The 6,973-nt window shown below is 58.8% G+C and carries 3 protein-coding genes and 1 pseudogene; 1 reads left to right on the top strand and 3 read right to left on the bottom strand.

The features are described 5' to 3' along the window. A pseudogene (locus IQ16_RS44360) lies at nt 1–276 on the bottom strand (transposase); the annotation flags it as partial. Between the two features lie 510 nt (nt 277–786). On the opposite strand from IQ16_RS44360, the gene IQ16_RS44350 reads away from it, so the two are divergent. Continuing rightward, complete coding sequence (locus tag IQ16_RS44350) at nt 787–2,445, top strand: outer membrane beta-barrel protein (RefSeq protein WP_224517533.1); 1,659 nt, start codon at nt 787–789, stop codon at nt 2,443–2,445. A 2,156-nt stretch (nt 2,446–4,601) separates the two neighbouring features. Here IQ16_RS44350 and IQ16_RS44330 read toward each other — a convergent pair. Then, on the bottom strand, nt 4,602–5,363 hold the full coding sequence (locus tag IQ16_RS44330) for a hypothetical protein (protein ID WP_232675272.1): 762 nt from the start codon (nt 5,361–5,363) through the stop codon (nt 4,602–4,604). A gap of 1,426 nt (nt 5,364–6,789) precedes the next feature. Then, a partial coding sequence (locus IQ16_RS44320) for a transposase domain-containing protein (RefSeq protein ID WP_026312943.1) occupies nt 6,790–6,973 on the bottom strand: 184 nt, incomplete at its 5' end.

The raw sequence follows: 6,973 nt of genomic DNA, 5'->3' as shown, positions 1-6,973 counted from the left end.
GGCTTGGCCAGCGCTTCGAAGATTGCGCACCATCGTCCTCGCTTGGCCCAGCGATTGAAGCGATTGTAGATCGTCGTGTAAGGGCCGTATTCACGTGGACAATCACGCCATCGTGCACCCGATTGCAGCATGTGAATGATGCCGCTGACGGTGCGTCGGTCGTCGTCCCGATCCGGCCCCGTCAGTCCCCTCGGCAGATGCGGTTCGATACGCGCCCATTGCCTGTCGTTCAGCCAAAACAAACCAGCGCGCATTCTCTCGCCCCCGAATCAACACGTAGGCAAGAGAATCACGTGGCGCTATTTAGGTACAGACCCTAGTACGAGCTGAACTTGCAACGGCCGGCTGGTTGCCATCAGGCAGCTCGCGGAGTGAAAAGAACACTAGGCTTGAAATCTCACGGCTCATCCAAGCTGAACCAGCTTGTGCTCACCGGGCAGACCACAAAGTTCCGGCACATGCACGTGCCTTGGACGCTAGCTCCGCAATGCAGCGAACCTCGACACTCGTTCGTCCGCCTTCCACCCAATGTAGGGAAGTTGACGCGGCACGCTCTTAGTAAGCTCCTGCAGAACAAAGGAATTGCTCCGGCACGCGGCTTGCTACGTTGAGGACGTCATCACCAATCGTCGTGCGGTGATCTTCGGAGCGGCCCCGGCTCGTTATTGGGGGCCTGGTGCTCCGACGATTTGCCGTGCGGCGATACTTAGCGAGCGCGACTACAACTCGGGAAAGTTCAGGGCAATCTTTATGCGATCAAGAGTTCTCTTTTTGGGGGCTGCGACCATGGCGATCGCCACAACGGGTACATCTATGGCGAACCTCGGGCGAGAAGCCCTGCCACCGTCGGTGTGGAACTGGTCCGGAGGCTACATTGGCGGGCATGTAGGCGGCGGGTACGGTCGAACCTCTTTCACCAATCCGTTCGGCCCACCGATCTACGGCGACGTCGTCGATATTCCCTCCTTCGTCGCAGGTGGCCAAATCGGCTACAATTGGCAGAACAATAGTTGGGTGTACGGCCTCGAACTGGATGCCAGCGCAGCTGTCGCGAGCGGCTCAAACACCTGCCTCGCAGCCTCAGACTTGATTGTAAGCGCAAACTGCAACGCAGCTCCGAACCTCTTTGCGACCGGGACCGGTCGCATCGGTTACGCCTTCGGCTCGCTCGGGCAAACGCTTGCCTATCTCAAGGCAGGTGCAGCCTGGCAAAATAATCGAGGCGACATCGTCAACAACTTTGAAGGGGGCGACCTGCCACAGGAGAAAACCCATTTCGACTATGGCCAAGTTGGTGGCGTCATCGGGCTCGGTGTGGAGCAAGCCCTTACGCCTTCATGGTCGGTGAACGTCGAGTATGACTATCTGCATTTTGGCGGGCCGAGCGTCGCGACCGCTTCGACCGCGAAGTTATCTCCGTCTACGATTTTGCCGGCGAGCACGACCAGCCTGTCCAGCAACTATCACATTGGGAAAATTGGTCTGAACTACCACTTTGGTGCGGACCCAGAAGCCGCACCAAAGTCCGATTCGCCGCTGCATGCGAGATCAGCCGGCAGCGTACCACCCATTCCCTACACGTCCGGTTGGTCGTTCGAAGGGGGCTCGCGGCTCTGGCTGAGCCGGGGAAGATTCCAGTGGGATCAAAGCGCAGTCCCGTATGGCTGGCCTGAAGACCCCAGCATACTGATTTCCAGGCTCACTTATCATGCACTGGACGGACTTTCGGGGGAGGTATTCGGCCGTGTCGACAGTCCCTGGGGAGTGTTCTTGAAGAGTAGCCTTGGTATCGGGTTCTTCAACAAAGGGAAATCGAACGATGAAGATTGGCTGCCCCACGAGGGATACCCCTACCTAAATACTCGTTCAGGTGAGTCAAACGGGCGATTTGCATATTACACGGCCGACGCCGGTTACGATGTCCTGCGCAGTACGAACTACAAGATCGGCGGATTTATAGGCTGGGCCTATTACAGCCAGAGCTCAGACTCGAGGGGTTGCGTTCCGCTCACAAATCCGCAGGACTTTTGTCGTATCAAGCCGAGCGACGATAGGATCGTTGGCAGCCAAGATACTCAATGGAATGCGCCTCGAATCGGCTTGAGCGCCGAAACTATGCTGACCGAGCGCTGGCGCCTGAATGCGGACATCGCTTACCTGCCCTGGACCGACTTCAAGGGCCGCGATAATCATCTCTTGCGCAAAAAGACCACCTTTAGTGAGCAACACGGCAATGGTGGCGGCGGCGTCCAGGTTGAAGGCCTTCTGTCCTACTTTGTCACCAACAATATCAGCCTAGGCGTTGGAGGCCGCTATTGGGCCATGTGGACGAAAAAGGAAGCGGACTCCGCGGACTGCGGAAACGGCTGCGGCTCGCTAGGATTTGCGAACTACAGCATGGAACGGTGGGGTACGTTCTTCCAGGCGTCTTACAAGCTCAACTAAGGGCTTCACTGTTACGAGGCTCCAAACTGCAGATGCTTAGGGGCCGTTCTGAAGTTCGCTGATGGCCCCAGTCCTCGGCGCCCATTCGCCGCCGAGGACTATGTCGCGATCACGCCTGTACACCGGCTTGCTTCGATTGCAAACCGCCCGCATGGACAAGGCGAGCGCAACTCCGCTCGCGAACCGGAGCTCGTTTCTGGTGATAAGAGCTCGATCCGTTGACCCGGAATTCGCTCCAAAGCCGATTCCGCGTACCATTGCGAAGGCGCCGACCGACCGGGAAGCCGCGGCCGTTGTCTCATCGCGCGGCGGCCGGAGGCGGACGCAAAGTGCCTGGCGAAAGATCAACGGCTTATTCACCGAGGGGAGAGTTGAACGGCTGGCGGTCTGCAACGGACGAGCCGCTCACAGAGGAATTCAAGCCGTGGGTACACAGCGTCGGTGAGGTTCTGCGCGAGGATCCATCCAGCGCAACGACTCGGGCAGTATTGCTTGGCGAGCTACCCGCCCTTGCATCGCCACGCGAACTCACGCGGGTCATTTCCTTTCATGTAACAGCAGAAGATCACCAGATGGAATGCGAGCCGCGCGTCCTTGCCCCCGATCACCAGACGTGACCAAGGATTCCAGACCGTCCTGATTCCTACACTCCCCGCTATGGCCCGGTCGTCTGCCCCTGCTGGGACCTTCATGAGCAGCATCATCCGACATCAAATTCAGCTTACTGATCGTGTGAAGGGCGAGCGCAAGTTCAGTTTTTGCAATCTGCTCATCGTATTTGCCTGCACTTTGGTGCCACCCCCACGGGCAGATCCTCGGCGCTAGAAGTGAATGCGGCCCAATTGGCTGGGGGAGACTAAAGGCAATCGGCATTCGGCCACTTTTCCTCGCCAGCCAAACACGTAACCGGCGGCAGGGCGCCGAGCCCGTATGGAAGGCGCGCCCCCACGATTCCTAAATTCCGCAGCGGGATCTCTCCTGGGCAATCCTGACCGCGGCGAGCCCCAACATCACGTCGCCGGTGAACCCGAAATGGAGACGATAGAGCCACCAGATTGCGCAGCACCGGTCAAGATCGGACAAGGCTAGCCCGCGCCTAATTGCTGCGAGCATCCGCGCCATGGGCTTCATTCCGTGGATCATGTGGAAGCCTCGGCGTCTCGGGGCCGGCGCTCGCCATTCAATGACTTTCCGGGCGGTGGCGGCTCGCTGTCCGGCGCGTGCACCTGCAATAGATTGGGAGCTGAGATTGATGTTCGCCATGACGTTCTTTTCCGGTTTTTGAGGCTGGTTGCACACGCCTATGTGCATGCGATCTTGCGTGACTCTACGGTGGAGCTACTGCTTGCAGAACGCCCAGATTTGGTAGTGTTAAATTGACACGATTTCCTCGACAAATACGCTCACGCAATCCCACTGCTACGCAAAGCGACTGCGCCACTTGCGACGGTCCTTGCGGCTAGGCGATCTTTGCTGCCACCTCCTTGAGAATACCTTCGCGTCCGCCAAGACAATCCAGCCTCGCACTTGCAGGGCCTCCGCCGTTTCCAAGCAAGTGCTCAACGGGCACCGGTTTCTGCCCAATTTGCCGAACCCAGCCGACATCGAGCGCTGGCTTGCGGCCGAGCCCCGTTTGCCCTGGTAATTCTCGGTCACCTCGCGAAGCACCGCCCCGAGCAGTTCGGCCGCGGCACACCGTCGTGCAGCGCTCACGGGGATCCCTCAGACGCAAAGCAGCCGAGAAGACGATCATCCCGCGCACGGCTAACAGTGCGGCGCTGGCCGGTGATCCCGGGACCGGGGCGCGGCGGCGTGCCTTGGGCACTCCGCGACGCACCCCGGTTCTTCCGATCCCGCGCGCAATGGTGCAACCTCGGACTGGCCCACAGCCGGAGCTGTATCGGTCAAGCGCCAGCAACATCCTCGAGTGAAGCAACACGGCGACAATATTGCCGGCCGGATGACAGGTCGGCACCACGCAGACGAATGGCCAGGATGACCGTGCATCTCGAGCGCTGCCAGCGGGCCCGATGATGCGTACCCGCTGGCGGCTCGAACAATCCACTGCTAAGCGATGAACCGTCTATCCAGGTAAGGACAACCAAAGTGACCGCACGACTCAGACCCAGCGCGATCGGCTCACCGTCAAGTTGGTCTCATACCCGCGTAAGCTTAACGAATCCTCCTTCGGCTAGTTCGGCTTTGTAGGCCCGTCCGTTAAGATGGATGGTCGTGGGGCTATTGGCGGTCGGCATGAAACCTTCTTCGCGCAGCTTGTCTATGAGGGCAGGTGTGGCCCATTGCTGTGGTAGCGGCCTTCCATAGCGTCGGTTCTCCGCGAAGAAGGCTCCGAAGTCCGGTACCCCCGCCCGGCCGGCCCCAAGCACTTGGTCTTCCGCAGGGTTATGAACAAGAAGAACGCGATTACACTCATCCAAACCGGCCGTGTAGCGGTGACCCTGGATTTCATAGGTCATTGTCGGCTGGTCCGAGTCTGGCAAGAGACCCCGGTGGAACAGCCTATCGACCATCGAGTCAGGGGCGATTTGCGAACCGTGTAAAAATCTCTGGGGAGCGGCGAAGGAGACATCTACCGCTTCCTCAGGTGCGGCAGACGATGATGGTCCAGCTTCATTCATGATCTCGCTGAACAAATCATGATCTTCCTGTGTCCAGACGTGCGCTGTCGGTGATTCTGGTGAACGGGCATTATCGATCGGGCTTGGAGCCATAAAGCCCTCCTTTTTGTTAAGAGACCAAAGGCCTCTAGAATATCTCCCAGAGGGAATGAGCTGAAGTTCGTCACGAATTCCGGCATGGGCAGCTTCGTCATCAAGAGGCCAAGTTCGAGTGTTAGAGAGGCTGGCTTTCGAGAAGCTGACAAAGGTCGAAGAAGAAAGACAAACTCGCGGCTGCATCTACCACGTCTGATGCGATCATCTCCGATCCTGAACTCATTCCACCTCAACTCGCGGTCGGCGCGCAGCTCTGCGTCCTGCATCGTTTCATCTGACGGAAAGCTCGTTAGGAGGTCAGGCGACGCTGACCGCAGCCAGCCCCAGTCCCATACCGAACATGTGCATTTCGATCTCTGTCCGCGACCAGTTGTTCTGGCCTGCACTTGAGCCTATGCTTGGTCCGATAAGCAGAATGACCGCGATAGCCGGGCCAACGCGAGAACAGACGAGAGCGCGATCTGAGAGTCCGGCAAGAGCGGAGCGATCTGTTCACCTGATTAAATGAAGAAAGAAATCGCTCAGACGCAAAGCAGCCCAGACGATCATCCCGCGCACGGCTAAAGGTGCGGCGCTGGCCGATGATCTCGGGACTGCGGCTGCCGCTGCGTTTAATGCGCACTCCGCGATGTCCCCAGTGCGTCCGATCCTGCGCGCCATGATGCAACGTCGGACAGGCCGTCAGCCGGAGCTACATCGGCCAAGCTGAGATTTTCATCGTCAGATGAGGCAATACGATCCGCCAACTTTATCCGGCTGCTATTGATGCTACGCGTCATGCAGATGGCGCTCGCGCCTTGTTGTTGGAAAAGAGGATTCACTCGTGTCCTGATTAAGACAAATCGTTGTAATTGTTGGCGAAGCCGCCGCTGAAATGGCCGTCTTCCTCTAAGCGTCCGCTGGCGAAGAAGCGTAGCCGTTTCTTGCTTGCCCGCCCGGGCACACAAACGCTAGCTTCTGCGTGTGGCGCTATCGATTAGCCTTAGCAGCTCTCCACATGGTTGACCAAGATGGGCGACTCTGAAGCTCGCGCTCACCTAACGACTTGAGATCGGCATTCGTCGGTGTTGCGGCCGAACAGCTGGGCCTTCTCACGTCCTGGACGACGCGCTCGCTCGGGCGATAGCCAAGATGCAAGCGAGCGGCGCGGAACGCATGACGGCCTCGGTCCTGATGGTCGCCAGACCCAAGCGGCTCGGGGGAAAGCGGTTTGCCCGTCCGCTGGCGATCCGGCCGCGACGGAAAGTGGAGCACTGGTGAATGGTGATCTTGCTCGCGCGCAAGAGACCGCCTCGGGCGCGTTGATTGGCAGCATCGTCTAGGCGATGACGCAGCCCCGACTGGCTGTTTAAGGAGCGGACGCAACGCGTGACGCTGAGGTGGCTCGCGTCCTCGTCGATCATGTTCGGCGCCAGCCAGTCTTGTCGCAAACCCGCCACAGCAACGTAATGTCTGCGGCGCCCGACAACTGCACCAGGTTCTCATATTTCTCTTACCGTAAGCGACGTTCGCGTCCCACTCGCAAAGGTTTGGCGTGGGGATTGCAGTCTGTTGATCAACGTGTTTGCAAATCGCTGGCGGGGGGTATGGAGGCGGCAACGACGGAGAATTACGAGGTGCGGCCGAACGACCAGGGCAGGAGCTCGTCGATCCGGGACTGCGGGTGACCGGTTGCGATCGCTTTGAGCGTCGCTTTCATCCAGACGTAGGGCTCCACGCTGTTGATTTTGCAGGTGGCGATGAGCGAAGCTATGCGCGCCCATGAACGACCACCTTCGTCGTGACCAGCAAAT

Origin of the sequence: Bradyrhizobium huanghuaihaiense, from assembly GCF_007830635.1 — a bacterium.
Taxonomy (GTDB): Bacteria; Pseudomonadota; Alphaproteobacteria; order Rhizobiales; family Xanthobacteraceae; genus Bradyrhizobium; species Bradyrhizobium huanghuaihaiense.
The sequence above is the reverse complement of the archived record's forward strand: the minus strand, read 5'-3'. Positions and strand labels throughout refer to the sequence as shown.